The organism is Streptomyces aurantiogriseus (genome assembly GCF_014649375.1).
In the GTDB taxonomy this organism is placed as follows: Bacteria; Actinomycetota; Actinomycetes; order Streptomycetales; family Streptomycetaceae; genus Streptomyces; species Streptomyces aurantiogriseus.
This window is the reverse complement of record NZ_BMSX01000030.1, coordinates 13491-29385: the sequence shown is the minus strand read 5'-3', so window position 1 is coordinate 29385 and position 15895 is coordinate 13491. Positions and strand designations below refer to the sequence as shown.

Genomic DNA, 15895 nt, shown 5'->3' with positions numbered 1-15895 from the left:
CCGGTACGCGCCGAGAAGGTGGGGAGCACACGAATGGCCCCGGCGGACGCCTCCGCCGGGGCCACCGTTCACCGTTCACCGCTCACACGAGGGCGTCGACCGCCCTCCGGTGGATCTGCCGGGTCCTGCGGACCACCGCGTACCCCTTGGTGAGGGCGCGGTCCCGGGCGAAGGTGCGGGCGATGGCCCGGCCGTCGAGGAGCCGTTCGAACTCCTCGGTGCCCGTGCGGCGCCGCACGGTCACCCGCCGCAGGGCGTACGGACCCTGGGCGCGGCGGGCGAGGGAGTTGCCGACGGCGAGCGCCTGGGCGAACCCGTTCTCACGCACCGCTGTGCGCACCCGTCGGCTGGAGTAGCCGTACGGGTAGGCGAACGACACGGGCAGGGCGCCCAGTTCGTCGGCGACGATGTCCCGGCAGCGGGTCAGCTCGGCGCGCAGGGTGGCGTCGCCGATCTGGTCGAGCTGCGGGTGGGTGTGGCTGTGGCCGCCGATCTCCACACCCGCGTCCGCCAGTTCGCGCACCTGCTGCCAGTCCAGCATGGTGTCCAGGCCGCCGCCGGTGTCGTACGCGCCCCGGATCCAGCCGGTGGACACGAACAGCGTGGCCGGGAAGCCGTGTTTGGCCAGGGCGGGGAGGGCGTGGCGGTGCACGCCCTCGTAGCCGTCGTCGAAGGTGATCAGGACGGGCCGGGCGGGCAGTGCCCGCCCGGAGCGCCAACGGGCCGCCAGGGCGGCCGTGGTGAGCGGGGTCAGTCCCCGCTCCGCGACCAGCGCCATCTGCTCACCGAACGCCTCCGGCGTCACCGAAAGGGCCCGGGTGGCCTCGTTCGGCTCCGCCGCGACCGCGTGGTACATCAGAATCGGAACCCGAGCCTCCGTCATGCGGCACCCTCCACTTCGGGGGGTGTCGGCCCGGTCCCGACGGCACGGGCGGCGGCCTCGGGGCCTCCGGGCGGCTGGATCGCTTCGGCCGTACCGACGCCCGTGAGTGAGCCGGCGCCTCCGGTTGCTCCGGTGTCCGCGAGTAAGCCGGTTGCTCCGGTGTCCGCGAGGGCCCCGGCCCTGGCCGTCCCGGCGTCCGCCGGGGAGCCGGTCTCCTCGGCCGTCCCGTCAGCCCCTTCGCCGATCTGCACCACCGAGAACGTCGTCCCGTTGCGCCGGGCCCGCACGCTGCCGACCACATAGCCGCCTGCGGCCGTGAGGACGCCGGCGACGATCGCGCCGGCTCGGCGGGCTCCACCGGAGCGGCCGAGGAGTTGGTCGCGCAGGCCCCGGGCGACACCGGCCGGCAGCACCCGGGTGGTGTAGCGGCGTTCGGACTCCAGGCCCTTGTCGGCGCCGACGCTACGGGCCACCAGCGCCTTGGACAGGCCCTCGGCGTAGGTGCGGGTGCGGAAGTAGGCGAAGTGTTCGCGGGCCTCGGGCACCTTGTGGTGGATCACCGCGCGGTCGTCGACGAGCAGGATCGCGTCGGGTCTCGCACGGCTGAGCCGGATGCACAGCTCCGTCTCCTCGCCGCCCAGCGGCCGCTTGTCGCCGTCGCGTCCGATGCCGGTGGCGAAGCCGCCCGCGATGTCGAAGGCCTCCCGTCGGAACGAGGCGTTCCCGCCGAGGATGTTGCGCACCCGGACCCGGCCGGACGGCAGGCCCCGGTAGGAGCAGCCCACCACCCAGTCGAACTCCTCCGGGAACCAGTCGGGCCGCCGGCCGGAGGACCAGACGGGCACCGCCCGGCCGCCGACCGCCATCACCCGAGGGTCGCTGTAGGGGTCGGCGAAGCGGCGCAGCCAGTCCCGTTCGGCGACGGCGTCGTCGTCGAGGAAGGCGATGATCTCGCCGTGCGAGGCCGCGACGCCGGTGTTGCGGCCGGCCGACAGGCCGCGCGGACCCGCGTTGGGCAGCACCCGGACCTCGTCGACCTCCTTGTACTCCTTGGCCAGCCGGTCCAGGAGCGCCGGGTTGTGGTCGACGACCAGCAGGGTCTCCCGCGCCGGCCGGGTCTGCGCCCGCACCGAGGCGACGGCCGCGAGGATGTCCTCCCAGCGGTCCTCGGTGTAGACGCAGATGACGACGGAGATGTCGCTCGCAGCGCCGGCCGGGACGCCGGCCGAGGTGCCGGCCGAGGTGCCGTTCGTGCTCAAGACACCTCTCCCCGGACCGTGTCGAGCATCGGCGAGCGGTGACCGCTGCGGCGCAGCGCCCGCCGGTTGGACCGCTCGTTGAGGATCACCCGCAGCACCCGCAGCCCGTCGCGCACGGCCCGCAGGTTGCTGACGCCGTGGATGCGCAGGTACTCGTGGCTCGGGATCTCCTGCACCTTCAGCCCGGCCTTGACGACCCGGATGTTCATCAGGGTCTCGACCTCGAAGCCGGTGCAGTCCAGCTCGATCTTGTCCAGGCAGTGCCGCCAGAACGCGTTGTAGCCGTAGCACAGGTCGGTGTACCGGGCGCCGAACTTGCGGTTGACGACCGCGCACAGGACCCGGTTGCCCAGCCAGCGGATGAAGGTCATGTCGTCGGTGCCGCCGCCGTTGGCGAAGCGGGAGCCCTTGGCGAAGTCCGCGCCGGAGACGAGGGCGGAGACGTACGACACGATCTCGTTGCCGTCGGCCGAGCCGTCCGCGTCGACCATCACGATGATGTCGCCGGTGCACGCCTCGAAGCCGGTGATCAGGGCGTCGCCCTTGCCCCGGCCCTGCTGCCCGACGACCTTGACGCCGGGCCACAGCTCACGCGCGACCTCGACGGTGTTGTCGGTGGAGTTGCCGTCGACCAGCACCACTTCGTGGATCCAGTCCGGCAGGGTCTTGAAGACGTACGGAAGGTTCTCGGCCTCGTTCATCGCGGGAATCACGACGCTCACCGGCGGCGCGATGGCCAGGTGAGAGGAGATGGGCCGGTACTTGCCGACGGTCGACGGAGCCTCGAAATCCTGGCCCGATGTCGCCGGCTGCAGAACGGAACTCATGAGTCTGGTCCCTCTCGTCCGGTGGGCCGCCCGCCCCTGGGCGGCCCGGATCCACGTCCGGTTCGAAAGGGGGGTTGGTTCTCACCCACGGCCGCACGGCATGGCGGAAGACCTCTCCGCCGGCCCCGTGGCACGGCATGGCGGAGGACTTCTCCGCGCACGCCGGGTGAGCTGGCAAATCTGGTCGGCCCCCGGAAAACGGCAGCCGACTGCGCGGCACGGCTCGGTCACAAGAGCGGTGTCACCGAGCACGGCACCCCCCTACCGCGCCCCGCTCCGGAACCGTCGCGGTCCTTGAGCCCTCCCCTAGAGCCGCTTGCTGACGGTCCGATGCGGGTGAGATGTCTGACGGTATTGACTATTACGCCCGTATGGCAAGGCCTGGAAAGAGACCTCACCTTTTTGTTCGTTTGACCGTTACACAACGGGTCGTCCGGTAGTCAACCCGGACAAGCGCGATAAGGGACCTGACACAAGCGTTCCCCGGAGGCGCCCAGGGCCTCCGGGGAACGGGTCAACTCACTGCCGCCTCAGCGGCGTTGAATCACGGAACGATCTTCAGCAGACGGTTCGGCGAGCCGGTGCCCGCGCTGGTCACCTTGCCGGTGGTCGAGCCGTTGACGAGCGCCGTGGCGACCTGGGCCGGGGTGGCCGAGGTGTGGCTCGCCAGGTAGATCGCGGCCGCGCCCGCCACGTGCGGGGTCGCCATCGACGTACCGGAGATGGTGTTGGTCGCGGTGTCGCTGGTGTACCAGCCGGCCGTGATGGAGGAGCCGGGGGCGAAGATGTCCAGGGCCGAGCCGTAGTTGGAGTAGCTGGCCTTGGCGTCGGTGCTGGTGGTGGCGCCGACCGTGATGGCCTCGGTGACGCGCGCCGGGGAGGACGAGGAGGCGGTGGTGCTGCTGTTGCCCGCCGCGACGGCGTAGGTGACGCCGCTGGCTATGGAGCGGCGCACGGCCGCGTCCAGGGTGGTGGAGACGCCGCCGCCGAGCGACATGTTGGCGACCGAGGGGCCGGAGTGGTTCGCCGTCACCCAGTCGATGCCCGCGATCACGCCGGCCGTCGTGCCGGAGCCGGAGTTGTTCAGCACCCGGACCGCCACGATCTTCGCCTTCTTGGCGACGCCGTAGGTGGTGCCCGCGATCGTGGTGGCGACGTGGGTGCCGTGGCCGTTGCCGTCCTGGGCGACGTTGTCGCCGTCGACGGCGTCGTAGCCGTTGGTGGCCCGGCCGCTGATCTGGGAGTGCGTGATGCGGACGCCGGTGTCGATGACGTAGGCCGTCACGCCGCTGCCGCCGTTGTCCGGGTAGGTGTACGTGCCGGACAGGGGAAGCGAGGTCTGGTCGATGCGGTCCAGGCCCCACGGGGCGCTCGACTGCGTGGTGTCGGCCACGTGGACCGTCTGGTCCTGCTCGACGGTGGCGACCGCCGGGTCCGCGGCGAGTCTCTTCGCCTCGGCGGCGGAGAGGGTGGCGGTGTAGCCGTTCAGCGCGGCGCCGAACGTCTTCTTCACCGTGCCGCCGTACTCCTTGATGAGGTCCTTGCCGGTCGCCGAGGACGCCTTGAAGCCCGCGTCCTGCTTCAGCGTGACGATGTAGCTGTCCTTGACGGCGGTGGGGGAGCCGGCCGCGAGCACCTTGCCCTCGGCGGGGGCGGCCTGGGCGGGGAGCGCGGTGAGCCCGCCGACGAGGGCGGCGGCCACCACGGTGGCGGCGGCGGTGACGCGGACCTTGTTGCTGCGAAGTTGTGCCATTACGAGGGAGTCCTCCTCTAGGCGGCGCGCGCCCGGGTGGGGCGCACGTCTGTGGGGGATGCGCGCGGTGTCTCGCGCACACGGCGTCGAGCGTCGCGGCGTACCGCTCTCGGCTGAGGCAAAGCTTCTGCCATCTACAGGCGTAGAACAAGAGAGTTGAAGCGTTGTCAACAAATTTGACATGGCCACGTAACAAGGCGGGCATGATCAGTCGTGTTACGGCACGAAAAGACTTGACATGAGCACTTCCCGTCAACACGCGTAGTTGCTACGACGGTTGTGGCAGAGATCCTGCTAAACGGAGGTTCCATGAGACGTTCCCGACTTGTCGTATTCGTCAGCTCTCTCCTCCTCGCCGTCGGCGCCGCCCTCACCGGGGCCGCCTCGGCGCAGAGCGCCCAACTCGCCGCGACCGGCGGCTATGTGGCGCTCGGCGACTCCTACTCCTCCGGCGTCGGGGCCGGCAGCTACATCAGCTCCAGCGGCAACTGCAAGCGCAGCACCAAGGCCTACCCGTACCTGTGGAACACCGCGCACGCCCCCACGTCCTTCGCGTTCACCGCCTGCTCCGGCGCCCGAACGGGTGATGTTCTCACCGGTCAGCTCGGACCGCTCAACTCCTCCACCGCGCTGGTCTCGATCACCGTCGGCGGCAACGACGCGGGCTTCGCCGACGTCATGACCACCTGCGTGACCAGCTCCGACAGCACCTGCGTCAACCGCATCAACACCGCCCGCGCCTACGTCGACTCGACACTCCCCGGCAAACTCGACAGCGTCTACTCGGCGATCCGCGGCAAGGCACCCGGCGCCCGTGTCGTCGTCATCGGCTACCCCCGCTTCTACCAGCTCGGCACGGCCTGCCTGGGCCTGTCCGGGACCAAACGCACCGCCATCAACAACGCGGCCGACCACCTCAACACCGCCATCGCCAAGCGCGCCGCCGCCCACGGCTTCGCCTTCGGTGACGTCCGCACCACCTTCACCGGCCACGAGATCTGCTCCGGCAGCGCCTGGCTGCACAGCGTCAACTGGCTCAACATCGGCGAGTCGTACCACCCGACCGCATCCGGCCAGTCGGGTGGCTATCTGCCCGTCTTCAACGGCGTGGCCTGAGCCGTCACTCCGAGGGTGACGCGGAGGGGGAGGCCTCGCCCGACGGGGCCTCCGTCTCACACGTCACCGAGAACGGCACCGAGTTGGACGTCGTCCGCTGCGGCTCACGCACCTCGACACCGATGGAGTTCCGGTACGTCCCGCTCTCCGCGTACGTCGTCACGATCACCTTGTCCTGCTTCGACTTCCCGCCGTCCGCCGGGAAGTCGAGCGTCTTCCAGCCCGAGTCCGCGAGCTCACCGTCCTCCGTCACCCACCGGTAGGACACCTGTGCGGGCAGCCGGCCCACCGTGATGGTCGCCGTGAAGGCGGGCGCCCCCTCGTCCGGCGGCGGACAGGCTCCCGCGTAGTCCGTGTGCGCCCCGGTGACGGTGACCGCGACGGACTGCGGCGGAGCCTCGCTCGTGGCGCTCTCGCTGACACTCGGACTCGGCGAGGGCTCCTCACTGCTCTCAGTGGCGCTCTCCTCGGGCGACGCGGACGGACTCACCCCCTGCGACTGGCTGTTGGTGACGCCCCCGCTCGCGCCGTCGTTCCCGTCGCCCCGGTTCAGCAGCGCGTACGTCAGCCCGGACACCGCCAGCGCCACGGCCACCACGCCGGCGATCAGCACGCCGGCGGTACGCCGGTTGCCGTCCGGCTCGGTCCTGGTGGTCGTCGCGGGCCCGGTCCACATAGGCGGCGGCGCCGGCTGCCGCTGGGTGAACGGTTCCGTGCCCCCCGTCGCCGGCAGGCCCGCGACCGTCGGCGTGTACGGCGTCGTCGGGACGGTGCCGGCGTACGGGGTGCCTCCCCCGGAGGGGGTACCCCCAGCGGCGACGACTCTCAGGTCCTGCTCGGCGAGGTCGGCCGGCAGCCGCTCGGCCGGGTCCTTGCGCAGCAGACCCTCGATCACGAGGGCGAGCGGACCCGCCCGGCGCGGCGGCGGCAGCTCCTCGTCGACGATGGCACGCAGGGTGCTCAGCGGGGTGTTCTGCCGGAAGGGGGAGTTGCCCTCGACCGCCGCGTACAGCAGCACGCCCAGCGACCACAGGTCCGACTCGGGACCCGGGGTGCGCCCCAGCGCGCGCTCCGGCGCGAGGAATTCGGGGGAGCCGATGACCTCGCCGGTCATGGTCAGCGCGGAGGTGCCCTCGACGGTGGCGATACCGAAGTCGGTGAGCACGACCCGGCCGTCGTTCGACATCAGCACGTTGGCCGGTTTCACGTCCCGGTGCAGGACGCCCGCCTCGTGCGCCGCCCGCAGCGCGGCCAGCACCTCGGCGCCGATGTGCGCGGCCCGGGCCGGCTCCAACGGTCCCTCGGCGTCGAGCAGATCGGCCAGCGAGATGCCGCGCACGAGCTCCATGACGATCCACGGCCGCCCGTCCTGCGTGGCCACGTCGTACACCGTCACCACGTTCCGGTTCGCGACCCGGGCGGCGGCCCAGGCCTCGCGCTCCAGCCGGGCGTACAGCCGCTCGACGTCGCTCGTGGGCAGCCCGGCCGGGGCGCGCACCTCCTTGACGGCGACCTCGCGGTGCAGCACCTCGTCCCGGGCCCGCCACACCGTGCCCATGCCGCCCTCGCCGAGCGGGGACAGCAGACGGTAGCGGCCCGCGATCAGACGCTCACTGCCCGGTTCTTCGGACACCGCGCACCCCATTCCCCCTTCGCATCCGGGTGAATACCTCCACAAACGTAGCTCAGGCGAGGACGGATGCGGCCCCCTTGAGCACCAGTCCGACCCCGAGGGCCACGACGACGAGCGCGGACCACAGGGGCATGTTCCGGCGGACCAGCGCCACGGTCGGGTGCGTGGTCCAGCGGGGGGAGCGGTCCAGGAAGCGGGCCGCGCCGGTACCCAGCCTGACCACGGCGAACCCGGCGGCGGTGAGGGTCAGCGCGAGGCCGACGCCGTACGCGACGACCAGCAGCAGACCGAACCAGGCGTGCCCGAGCGCCGCCGCGCCGACGAGCACGACGACGGCGGAGGGGCTGGGGACGAGACCCCCGGCGAAGCCGAGGAGGATCGTGCCGCGAAGCGTGGGGGCGGTGGAGTGGGTGTGGGTGGAGCCGCCGTGGGTGTGGGTGTGGGTGTCACCGTGATGGTGGTGACCGTGGTCGTGGCTGTGGGCGTGATCGTGGCTGTGGTCGTGATCGTGGGGGTGTGCCGGGGCTTTCACAGGCGCGGGGGCGTGTGGCGCGGCGTGCGCGCCGGCGAGGACAAGCCGGCGCTCGGGGGCCTCGGCATGGTCGTGGTCGTGGCCGTGCGGGTGATCGTCGCCGGGGCTGTGCGGGTGGGTGTGACCGCCCGGGCCATGGGTGTGGACGTGACCGCCCGGGCCATGGGTATGGGTGTGACCGCCGTGGCTGTGGGTGTGGCCGTGCCCGTGTCCCCGGTTGTGCCAGGCGCGGCGGACCAGCGTCCCGCCCGCGACGAGGACCAGGGCACCGCTGGCCAGGCCCAGCCAGGCGATCACCGAGGGGGCCGCGGCCGAACCGGCGGTGACCAGGAGGCCGAGGGCGACCACGCCCAGGGTGTGGGTGACCGTGACCGACGCGGCCAGGGGCAGGACGTCCTTCATCCGGGCCTTGCCGCCCCGGGCGGCGGCGGTCGCGGCCATGATGGTCTTGCCGTGGCCCGGGGCGACCGCGTGCATCGCGCCCAGGCCGACCGCGATGACCAGCGCCAGCGCGGCGAAGCCGAGGGTGAGGTCCTGCCGGGCGACCAGGCTGTCCAGAGCCCGCGTCCAGCGGTCGACCCCGCGGGGCAGGACGGACGCGGCGGGCGCGTCCCGCTCCCCCTCGGCGAGGGCGGCGCCGCCGGGCCGCACCCGCAGGGACGCGGTCGCGGTGTCGGCGGGGGAGGAGAGCAACTCCTGGGGATAGTCGGCGAGTTCGTCCGACACGGACTCGGTCGGCACGTCGGAGTCGGTGAGCGTCATCCGGTCGCCGCGCGCGGTGATCTCCCGCCAGCCGGGCCCGGAGGAGGCGCCCGCGCCCCGGAAGGCGAGCGAGACCGTCTCGTCCTCGGGCAGCGGAGCCGTCAGCCGGCACTCCACGCGCAGGGTGTCGAGACCGGCCTGCCCGGGCCGTACGACCGCCTTCGCGGCGCCGGCCGTGAGGGCGACCGCGCGGCCGTCGACGGTCAGTCTGCTGTCCGTGGCGGCCGTGGCGCAGCGCTGCCGCGCCCACTCGGTCAGGCCGAGCCGTTCGACGTCGCGCTCGGCCTGGGTCGCCGGGATCTCGGCGAGGTCCTCGACGTGGTCGACGCGGAGCTGCCCGGGGGCGGCGACCAGGCCGTCGTAGCGGTTGACGGTGAAGTTGCCGAGGGGGTGCGCGCTCGCGCTGGTGGAAGGGATCAGCGCGAGCGCGCAGCCGGCCGTCAGGACGGCCGCGCAGGAGGCGAACACACGACGGGCTTTCACTTGGCCGCCTCCAGCGTCTTCAGTGCGGTACGGGCCTCCCGGGCGCCCAGGGGCGAGAAGCCGGGGTTCAGCTTCAGGGCCGCCGTGAGGTGGGTCCGGGCGTCTTCCGCGTGGCCCGTGGCGCGTTCGATCAGACCGCGGTGGTAGAGGAAGGTCGCGTTGCGGTAGCCGGTGGCCGTGGCCTGCCGGGCGTAGGGGAGGGCTTCCTCGTCCCTGCCGTTGACGTGCAGGGCCCAGGCGAGGGCGTCCGCGGTGTGCACGGTGTGGCGGCGGGCCCACTCGGCGCGGGCCGCGCGCAGGGCCGCCGCCCTGTCGCCGTGGTCGGCGGCGGCGAGCGCGGTGTCGAGGTCGGCGTTGACGCCGTTGGCGCGGGCGAGGGCGGTCCAGGCGTCGACGAGCGTGTACTGGTCCTCGGCCTTCGCCGCGTCGCCCTCGCCGCCCCGGGCCTCGTACAGCTCGCCGAGTTCGACGAGCGGGCCGGGGAGCGGGAAGCGGGCGACGACGTTCTCCAACCCCTCGATCGCTTCCGCCTGTTGGCCGCCCGCCGCCTGGGCGCGGGCGCGGCCCTCGAGCGCCGGGAGGTAGTTCTCGTCGGCGGCGAGGGCGCGGGCGTAGAAGGTGAGCGCGCCGGTGTGGTCGCCCTGGCTCGAGACGAGCTGACCGAGCTGGGTGGCCACGTAGGCGATGTCTCCGGGTGTGGTCGAGGCCGCGAGGGCCCGGTCCAGGACCCGGCGGGCGGTGGCGACGTCGCCGCGCAGCTCGTGGACGTACGCGTACCGCGTGAACACCGGTACGCCCGGCCGCCGTTCGTCGGCCGTCTCGGCCGCCCGTTCGGCGTCCTCGTACCGGCCGAGCTCGACGAGCGCGTCGATACGGGAGCACAGGGCGCGTTCGCTGTAGGGGTTCTGCTTCAGTGCCTGGTCGGCGTACTTCAGTGCGCCGGTGAAGTCGTGGCGGGCCGCGGCGAGGGCGGCACGGACGGACAGGGCCTGGTCGTTGCCGGGACGCAGCTTCAGCGAGCGCTTCAGGGCCTGCTCGGCCTGCGGATAGCGGGACGGGTCACCGTTGGTCCGGGCCTGCTCGACGTAGGCGAGCCCGAGGGTGGCCCAGCCACCGAAGTCCCTGGGCTGGGCGCGCAGATGGGCCTGCAGCGAGGTGATCCCGGTGTCGAGGCCGGCCCCCGCGAGCAGCCCCGGCGCAACCGCCGCGGCCGCGGCGACCGGCGTCTCCTTGCCGTCCCGCACCGCCCCGAACGCGATCGCCCCGGCGGTGAGCCCGATGGCCAGCATGGCCGCACAGGCCCCGAGCTGGACGGACCGCCAGCGACGACCGGCGGCGGCGACCCGGCGGACGGCGGCGACCCGGAGGTCGACGGCCTCCTCGGTACGGGGAGTGGTGTCCTGCGGGGCCGGGTCCGAGGCGTCGGCCTCCGGAGCGCCCTCGGTGTCCTGCGCGGTCCCGGCGCCCGCATGCGCTTCCTGGACGTTCTCGGCGGCACCCGGAGCGGCCTGCGCGCCCTCGGCCCCCTGCGTCTCCACAGCGCTTTCGGTGCCGGTCCCGGCGTCCTTCCCGTCCCGCGCCTCGCCCGGCCCCTCGGCGTCGGCCGCGGTGCGAGGTGCGGTGGCCTCCGGGGTGGTGGCTCCCCTGCCGGATGCCTGCGACGACTCCTCGGCGGCCCCGCTCTCCGGCTCGCCGTCCTGGCGGGCGTGGTGCTCGGGGCCCGGCCCGTCGGCCGGGTGCTCGCGCTCCGGTTCGCCGTCGTTCGTACGCGGGGACATGCCCTCTCCTCGGTCGCCTGGGTGGATCGTCCTGCTGGTGTGGGGGTGGCGCGGCCCGCGTCGTGGGGGATGGGTACGCGGGCCGCGCCAGTCGGTGGGGTGGGCCGGGGAGCGCAGGATTCTCCCCGGCCCGGTTCAGGGGGTCAGGGCTCAGTACGCCCGGCCCCGCATCCGGCGCCACCACATCAGGCCGCCGCCGATGAGCAGGATTCCGGCCGCGCCGGCGCCCGCGGAGGCGGCGATCAGGCCGGTGTTGCCGTCGGTGCTGAGGGCGTCGCCGAGCTGGTTGCGGACCTCGTTGCCGCTGCCGGTGCCCTTGGCGAGCGGGCCGCGCGAACCCTCGGTGGGCAGGGCGACGTACGGGAAGGCCTTCTCGAACTCCTTGTCGTTCTTGTCGACCGCGTCACCCAGGTCGTTCTTGGCACCGAGCAGTTCACCCTCGACGACCTGCAGCGAGGCGTCGATCACGTCGTCGGTGAGGCGACGGCCGTTCGGGAAGCCGGCGTTGTCGCCGTCGAGCACACCGAGCCGCTTCGGGCTGGCGGTCGGCTTGATCGAGGTGTTGAGGCGCAGCTCCTCCGACGGGGTCACGTACGGCGGCTGGTTGAGGCCCTTGACGCCCTTGAGGAACACGTCGACGAGGTCGTTGCGCGGCTCGGCCGGTGCCTTGATCTTGTAGATCGCCTCGATGAGCTTCGGCAGCTCGGGGTTGGTGACGTTCTTCAGGAACTGGGCGTCGTCCTTCGGCTCGGACGCGTTGAACTTGTCCTTGTCCTTGATCGGGTTGACGACCTCGTTCACCAGCGGCATGCCCAGGCGCGAGACCTGCGTGTAGTAGCCCTCCGCGTTCTCACGCTGGGTGGTGGACCAGATACCGACGATCGGCTGGTGCCCCGACTCGACGATCAGGTCGCTCGGGACCTGCAGCGCGATCGAGTTGACGTTGTAGCCCTTGAGGGTGTCGTTGCCGACCTCGGAGAGGTTCCCGCCGTACAGCAGGTCGAAGACGCGCAGGTCCAGGAAGAACGGGTCGTCGGCCTGGCCGGCGAAGGTCTTCGCGCCGTTGGACAGCTTGTAGATCGCCTGGTCGCGCAGCTTCTTGTAGTTCGGCATCGACGCCTTGCCCACGTTCGACGGCGCCACGGGCACGTCGTCCGCGAGCTTCGTCTTGTGCTCGACCTTCCCCTTCTTCAACTTGAGGAGTTCGAGGTCGTACGTCTGCAGGATGTTCAGGTCCGCGTCGTCCAGGCTCTCGACCACGCCGGTGTTGTACAGGAACGTCTTCTTGTTCTTCGTGTGCGTCTTGAACGTGTAACGGAAGGTCAGGTCCTCCTTCGCGTCACCGTTGTTGTCGACGTGCAGGTCGTACTGGGCGTCCTCGGCGAACGGGAAGAAGTTCGGGCCGCCCGCCGGCTCCTCGAACGGGGTCCAGTTCGCGACGATCGTCGTCGTGTCCGGGTGGTCCGGGCTCACGAAGGCGTACACGTCGGTGTTGTCGTACTGCGGGGTCCCCGAGATGAGCGGGGCCTCCCGGTGGCTGGAGGCGGCGGCCTCCCCCGGTTCCAGCGTGGCGACGCCGGCGGCTGCGAGCCCCCCGGCGGCCAGCGCACTGCATATGAGGGTTGCGACGCCCCTGCGTCCGGTTCCGCCCCTGGAGATAGCTGCTGTCATGCCGTCCGTCCTCTGTGCCAACTTGCCTGACGGACAGTGATACGGAGCGAGGGGGGTGATCGGATTGGTCGAAACCCAAAAACTTTTTCTTTCCTGCTCACCCGCGTTTCGGGCCCTCGGATCCGTACACCCCCACCGGAGGTGTGTCTGTTGCGAATGCCTGGTAAGACGGGACGGTCCGGGTGCGGCCGCAGGGAGGGGGACCGGATGGAGGCGGACGAGCTGTTGCTGCTCGTCGCGCGAGGCGACCAGAAGGCATTCGAACAGCTCTACACACTGGTGTCCGGACCGGTGTTCGGTCTGGTCCGGCGCGTGGTGCGGGATCCGGCTCAGTCGGAGGAGGTGTCCCAGGAGGTGCTGCTGGAACTCTGGCGTTCCGCGGCCCGGTTCGACCCCGGCCGCGGCAGCGCCCTGTCGTGGATCCTCACCCTCGCCCACCGCCGCGCCGTCGACCGGGTGCGCAGCGCCCGCGCGGCCGGCGAACGCGAGCAGCGCGAGGCGCAGCGCGCCCACCACCCCGCCTTCGACCAGGTGTCCGAGGAGGTCGAGGCCGGCCTGGAGCGCGAATGGGTGCGCCGCTGCCTGAACCGGCTGACGACCCTGCAACGCCAGTCCGTCACTCTCGCCTACTACGAGGGCTACACCTACCGTGAGGTGGCCGAGCGGCTCTCCCTGCCGCTGGGCACCGTGAAGACCCGGATGCGCGACGGACTCACGCGGCTGCGCGACTGCCTGGGAGGTGCCGCATGAGCCTGTTCCGCCGTGAGGATCTGCACTCGCTGGCCGCGCCCTACGCGCTCGACGCCCTCGATCCCGACGAGCGCCGCCGCTTCGAGAAGCACCTGAACAAGTGCGACCGCTGCGCCGCCGAGGTGCGGGAGCTGTCCGAGGACGCCGTCCGGCTCGCCTGGTCGGCGGCCGCCCCGCCGCCCGCCGCGATGCGCGACCGGGTGCTGGCCGCCGTACGGGCCACGCCGCAGGAGTCGGCGGCCGCCGCCCCGGTGCGGGAGCGGGCGCCTCAACTGCCGCCGCACGTCTGGGGCATGCAGCCGCCGCCCGCGCGCACCCGTGCGCCCCGTGCGCGCCGCCCCCTGTTCGTGCCGTTCGCCACGGCGACGGCGGCGGCGGCCCTCGTCGTCGCCTCGCTCTTCGCCGTCCAGGCCGACCGCACCCAGGACCAGCTGAACGCCGAACGGGCCCAGGCACGTGAGATCGCCCACGTTCTCGCAGCTCCGGACGCCCGTGCGAGCACCGGCAGAGACGCCCAGGGCCGCAGTATCGGAGTGATCGCTTCCGCTGCGGAGGGGGAGGCCGTCGTCACGTTGAGCGGATACGGCGAGCCGGCCGGCGGACAGGTGCACCAGCTCTGGGTCGTGCGCCCCGGTGCGCAACCACGCTCCCTCGGCCTCTTCGACGGCGACACGCCCTTGGTCGCGACCGGTCTCGATCAATCCTCGACGTCACTGGCCGTAACCGTCGAACCCGACGGGGGATCACCGCAGCCCACTACGCAGCCAGTTGTCCAACTCACCCTGAAATCGGTCGGATTCGGAGAGTGACCGGCAAGGGGTCGTCAACCCCCTTACGGGGAAGGTGAATCCTGTGACCGCGATACACGTGTGCCTCGCCCAGGCGATAGGGTTACCCTGCCCGGGCCGGGTGGACTCGTACGGGTGGGGAGTGACATGGAACAGATAACAGTGCGCAGCAGGGCCAGGGTCCCTGCGATCACCTGCGGGAGCAGCGCGACCAGTTCGCGCCTCGACCGCCATCTCTCGGTGCTGGCGGGTCCCGCCATCCCGCAGCGGGAGACGGCCGAGGCGACCTCGCTGATGCGGGAACTGACCGCGCGTGAGCCCGCACGCCGCAGCCCCAGGGGCGCCCGAGTGAGCCGTGTCTCGCTCTTCGCGCCGCTGCGTCGGCTGCGCCGTTCGCTGTTCGGCGGCAACAAGCACTGAGGGCCCGCGCTCAGGCGGCCACACCATCCCGACGCAGCGCTGCGATCTCGTCGTCCGTCATCCCCACGGCACGCAGCACCGCCCCGGTGTGCTCCCCGAGCGCGGGCACGGCCCCCATCCGAGCCTCCGCCCCGCCCGGCAGTGTGATCGGAGGCAGCAGCGCCCGCAGCGGCCCGACCGGCGAGTCCACCTCCCGCCACCGCTGACGGGCCGCCAGTTGCGGATGCTCCGCCAGCTCGCGCAGATCCCGCAGGCGCGCGCACGCGATGCCCGCGCCCTCCAGCCGCGCCAGTGCCTCGTCGGTGTCCAGTACTCCCAGCGCCTTCGCCACCAGCGCGTCCGTACGCTCCCGGCGCGCGACCCGCGCCGCGTTCGTCGCGTACGCCGGATCCGTGCCCACCTCCGGCCGGCCCAGCACCTGTTCGGCCAGCCGCCGCCACTCCCGGTCGTTCTGCACCGACAGCAGCACCCGCCCGCCGTCCGCCGTCGGATAGGCGTCGTAGGGCGCGATCACGGCGTGCGCGAGACCCGTACGGGCCGGGGCCGTCCCCCCGTGCATCGTGTGATGGAGCGGATGGCCCATCCACTCGGCCAGCGCCTCCAGCATCGACACCTCCACCGGCCCGCCCCGCCCGGTCGCACCCCGCCGCACCAGTGCCGCCAGCACCCCCGAGAAGGCGTACATGCCCGCCGCGATGTCGGCCGCCGGGATCCCCGCCTTCACCGGCTGCCCGGGCGTCCCCGTGACCGACACCAGCCCCGCCTCGCACTGCATGAGCATGTCGTACGCCCGCTTGTCCGCGTACGGCCCCGACGCCCCGTACCCGGAGATGTCGACGGCGACCAGGCGCGGGTGCGCCGCGCACAGGGCGGCCGCGTCCAGGCCGAGCCGGGCCGCCGCGCCCTGCGCGAGGTTCTGCACGAACACATCCGCGTCCGCGATCAGCCGGCGGACGAGGTCGAGGCCGCGCGGGTCCTTCAGGTCGAGGGCGATGGACTCCTTGCCGCGGTTGCACCACACGAAGTGCGAGGCGAGGCCGCCTGCGGCGGTGTCGTAGCCGCGCGCGAAGTCACCGCCGTCGATCCGTTCGACCTTGATCACCCGGGCGCCCAGGTCGGCGAGCTGCCGGGTGGCGAACGGGGCCGCGACGGCCTGCTCGACGGCGACGACGGTGATGCCCTCCAGGGGCAGGGGGAGCTGGTCCATGAGGTGGATCATGGCCCCCGACCGGCGGATCTG

At 72.2% G+C, this 15895-nt stretch carries 13 protein-coding genes; 4 read left to right on the top strand and 9 right to left on the bottom strand.

The genetic code is table 11. The features are described 5' to 3' along the window. Nucleotides 1-82: 82 nt before the first annotated feature. The 4 genes from IE263_RS41445 to IE263_RS41430 form a co-directional block, all read right to left on the bottom strand. Nucleotides 83-883, bottom strand: a complete 801-nt coding sequence (locus IE263_RS41445; RefSeq protein WP_189943282.1) for a polysaccharide deacetylase family protein — start codon at nucleotides 881-883, stop codon at nucleotides 83-85. Then, nucleotides 880-2079, bottom strand: a complete 1200-nt coding sequence (locus tag IE263_RS41440) for a glycosyltransferase family 2 protein (protein WP_229911459.1) — start codon at nucleotides 2077-2079, stop codon at nucleotides 880-882. The genes IE263_RS41445 and IE263_RS41440 overlap by 4 nt, the downstream gene beginning before the upstream one ends. 59 nt (nucleotides 2080-2138) lie before the next feature. Beyond that, nucleotides 2139-2969 (bottom strand): glycosyltransferase family 2 protein, encoded by an 831-nt coding sequence (locus IE263_RS41435; RefSeq protein ID WP_189943281.1) that lies wholly within the window; start codon nucleotides 2967-2969, stop codon nucleotides 2139-2141. Between the two features lie 544 nt (nucleotides 2970-3513). Continuing rightward, a complete protein-coding gene (locus IE263_RS41430; RefSeq protein ID WP_189943280.1) occupies nucleotides 3514-4722 on the bottom strand; it encodes a S8 family peptidase in 1209 nt (402 codons plus the stop codon). A 309-nt stretch (nucleotides 4723-5031) separates the two neighbouring features. Between IE263_RS41430 and IE263_RS41425 the strand changes: the two genes are divergently transcribed. Next, nucleotides 5032-5838: an SGNH/GDSL hydrolase family protein gene (locus tag IE263_RS41425; RefSeq protein WP_189943279.1), complete on the top strand. Its 807-nt coding sequence runs from the start codon at nucleotides 5032-5034 to the stop codon at nucleotides 5836-5838. 4 nt (nucleotides 5839-5842) lie between these two features. On the opposite strand, the gene IE263_RS41420 is transcribed toward IE263_RS41425, so the two are convergent. The 4 genes from IE263_RS41420 to IE263_RS41405 all read right to left on the bottom strand — a co-directional run bounded on the left by IE263_RS41420 (nucleotide 5843) and on the right by IE263_RS41405 (nucleotide 12697). After that, on the bottom strand, nucleotides 5843-7471 hold the full coding sequence (locus IE263_RS41420) for a serine/threonine-protein kinase (RefSeq protein WP_189943278.1): 1629 nt from the start codon (nucleotides 7469-7471) through the stop codon (nucleotides 5843-5845). A gap of 52 nt (nucleotides 7472-7523) precedes the next feature. After that, nucleotides 7524-9248, bottom strand: coding sequence for a sulfite exporter TauE/SafE family protein (locus IE263_RS41415; protein WP_189943277.1), 1725 nt, complete (start codon nucleotides 9246-9248; stop codon nucleotides 7524-7526). Beyond that, nucleotides 9245-11026 carry a tetratricopeptide repeat protein gene (locus tag IE263_RS41410; protein ID WP_189943276.1) on the bottom strand — a complete coding sequence of 594 codons (1782 nt, stop codon included), beginning with the start codon at nucleotides 11024-11026 and terminating at the stop codon, nucleotides 9245-9247. The genes IE263_RS41415 and IE263_RS41410 overlap by 4 nt, the downstream gene beginning before the upstream one ends. A gap of 150 nt (nucleotides 11027-11176) precedes the next feature. Then, nucleotides 11177-12697 (bottom strand): DUF4331 domain-containing protein, encoded by a 1521-nt coding sequence (locus IE263_RS41405; protein ID WP_189943275.1) that lies wholly within the window; start codon nucleotides 12695-12697, stop codon nucleotides 11177-11179. 207 nt (nucleotides 12698-12904) lie between these two features. Here IE263_RS41405 and IE263_RS41400 point away from each other — a divergent pair, with 207 nt between their 5' ends. From IE263_RS41400 to IE263_RS41390, 3 genes are all read left to right on the top strand, one after another. Next, a complete protein-coding gene (locus IE263_RS41400; RefSeq protein WP_189943274.1) occupies nucleotides 12905-13447 on the top strand; it encodes a sigma-70 family RNA polymerase sigma factor in 543 nt (180 codons plus the stop codon). Next, on the top strand, nucleotides 13444-14256 hold the full coding sequence (locus tag IE263_RS41395; RefSeq protein ID WP_189943273.1) for an anti-sigma factor: 813 nt from the start codon (nucleotides 13444-13446) through the stop codon (nucleotides 14254-14256). Before IE263_RS41400 ends, IE263_RS41395 begins: the two co-directional genes overlap by 4 nt. Before the next feature lie 126 nt (nucleotides 14257-14382). Beyond that, the gene (locus IE263_RS41390; protein WP_189943272.1) at nucleotides 14383-14655 is read left to right on the top strand and encodes a hypothetical protein; all 273 of its coding nucleotides are present in this window, start codon (nucleotides 14383-14385) and stop codon (nucleotides 14653-14655) included. A gap of 10 nt (nucleotides 14656-14665) precedes the next feature. On the opposite strand, the gene IE263_RS41385 is transcribed toward IE263_RS41390, so the two are convergent. Then, entirely contained in the window at nucleotides 14666-15862 is a 1197-nt protein-coding gene (locus IE263_RS41385; protein ID WP_189943271.1) for a CaiB/BaiF CoA transferase family protein, read from the bottom strand. Nucleotides 15863-15895 lie beyond the last annotated feature (33 nt).